We start from the raw sequence: 2,295 nt of genomic DNA, 5'->3' as shown, positions 1-2,295 counted from the left end.
TCCCTCTACTATTTGCTGGACACTTTTAGTAGATTGCACTCGATGGCTTTTTCGTCAAGATCTAGCCGTGGAATTTACACCACTACCTGAGACTCTAACGACTCTACTCCAAAGCGTTTACAAATGGAAAAGGGCTAAGCATGGATTAACTGCAACAAAAAACGCGATCCATACGTCTAATGAAGTGCATAAGCGAGGTGATTACGATAACATGAACAATCAACCGACATCTCACGAATCAATTCGTTCACTTTATGAGCTGTATTCGAACGATATATATCGGTACGCACGGTTGACGCTCGGAGATGCAAACGATGCGTACGATGTGGTTCAAGAGGTGTTTTTGAGAGCCTAACGTTCCTGGAGTAATTATCGGGAAGCCTCAAGTCCCCGAACATGGCTTACATCCATTGCTAGAAATTATATGTTTGATGTCTTTCGGAGAAAGCGGACAGAAGCAAGGCTTATATTTCCGTCTGAAATACCAGAGGTTGCGGCTCAAGCGACGGACGAAATGAATCTGGAAATTGAGAATGCACTTTCTCAATTAAAAGATACGGAGGGGATTAACCACAATGTTTACAAATATCGCAGCTGTAGTAGCGGCGTTGGCAGTCTTTGCAGGAGGACTCGGTTATGAAGTACACAATCACTCTACGGAACAGTCCCCCACGCAACATGTTACAACAACAGCATCCAATGGTACCCAATTGAACCAATCACGCGATACAATCTATAGTTTTCAAGATTATAAGGAACACGTAAATGACAAAACAATACAATTTTACGAACAAGGTAAAATTGTAAATGAAACAATTCCTTATCAAAAAAGCTTGAATGATGCACTCGCCCATAGTCCTTGGAGAACCGATCCTTTACAGTCTGCGCAAGTATACACGACCAATCTATTACCGCATGAATTCCTATCAGCTTCTTGGTCAGAGAAATCGTCTACGGCACTTTCGGCAACAATCGGTGATAAAACTGTGGCATATACACTGGTTAACAAACAAACTTGTTCAAGTCCGAAAACTGCTCTAGTTTCCCTTGACATTAAAGGGGTTAACGGTTCTCAAAAATATAATATTTATCTATTCGAGTTGGGCAATCGTTACGTCTGGAATATTTACGAAATCGCTAAATAAAACCTAAACAGTATTGGATTCAATAGTATAAAATACAAATAACTCCTGTTTATTCAAGGTGGAACTTCTGTAAAAAAGCACAGAATTAAGCTTTCCTTGATTCTGTGCTTTTTTTGTTGGCCATTCTTGTCAACCTAACATGGCTGCTTTGTTTGTAGGATTGTGATGGAATGACAACACCTCTCTCGGCCAGGGATTTCTTGTATCTTCGGCTTTCACTTTACATCAGGAAAATATTACTTATTTTCTAAGAGTCCAAACGCAACATCCCTCGCTGTGATTCAAGAATTGGAACCTGAACAAATCGTCCAGATGCCGCTGCAAGAGCTCATCGATTTCTTGGTCGACAAGAGCAACAACCGATTCGAGAACCCCGAAGAGACCGCCAAAGAACTGCAAAAGGTCGCTCGAAACTCGCTTCGCTTGGACAAGGTGATGAAGTACTCTGTCAATCTCTCACTCTCGGTTACGCTCAGTGTCATTCAGCACATGGAGTCCAAGGTGAAAAAGCTCGATAAGGCGATTGCGAAACTGATGAAAACCATTCCCAATACGCTTGAGAGCGTACAAGGCATTGGTCCGGTTTATGCCGCAGATCTCCTTGGCGACATTGGGCGATTTAAAACCACAGCGCTCTCGCCAAGTACTTGGGACTCGTTTGGAACCAATACCAATCTGGTGAATACGAGGCCGACGAAACTTCGCGTATACGAACCGGCAACAAATATCTGCGGTATTACCTGATTCAAGCTACAGATAAGGTTCGCAGATATGACTCGGAATACGCAGCGTTTTACCGAAAGAAGTACGATGAAGCATTGAAACACAAGCACAAAAGAGCACTCGTCCTGACTGCACGAAAACTGGTACGCTTGGTGTTCACACTACTGACCATCAACCAACTGTACACACCACCGGAACGGAGGGAATAGCTTCACCTCGCCAACCGGATTTTCCAATTTCCAAACCGCAACGCTGAATTGAAAATTCAGCATATGGCGCGGTCTTATTCAGTGCATCCTTCTTCGTCTCAATTTACCGAATTTTAAATGAGCGTTTTGCAGATTTATAAAGCCTTGTATGACAAGGGTTAACAGAGCATAAAAAAGGACTTCACCCCCAAAAATCGAGAAGATTTCAAGTGACCAAA

General features: G+C 42.7%; 2 protein-coding genes and 1 pseudogene. All 3 read left to right on the top strand.

The genetic code is table 11. The features are described from left to right. The first annotated feature begins 211 nt into the window (after positions 1-211). Positions 212-355, top strand: a complete 144-nt coding sequence (locus J3482_RS22000) for an RNA polymerase sigma factor (protein ID WP_206923047.1) — start codon at positions 212-214, stop codon at positions 353-355. A 220-nt stretch (positions 356-575) separates the two neighbouring features. Next, complete coding sequence (locus J3482_RS19860) at positions 576-1,145, top strand: hypothetical protein (RefSeq protein ID WP_206923046.1); 570 nt, start codon at positions 576-578, stop codon at positions 1,143-1,145. 243 nt (positions 1,146-1,388) lie between these two features. Next, positions 1,389-2,077 (top strand): annotated as a pseudogene (locus J3482_RS22220) (transposase); the annotation flags it as partial. Positions 2,078-2,295: the final 218 nt, after the last annotated feature.

Source organism: Alicyclobacillus suci, assembly GCF_017329615.1.
GTDB classification, from domain to species: Bacteria; Bacillota; Bacilli; order Alicyclobacillales; family Alicyclobacillaceae; genus Alicyclobacillus; species Alicyclobacillus suci.
Note: the sequence above shows the minus strand (reverse complement) of the source record. Positions and strands in the feature narration are given on the sequence as shown.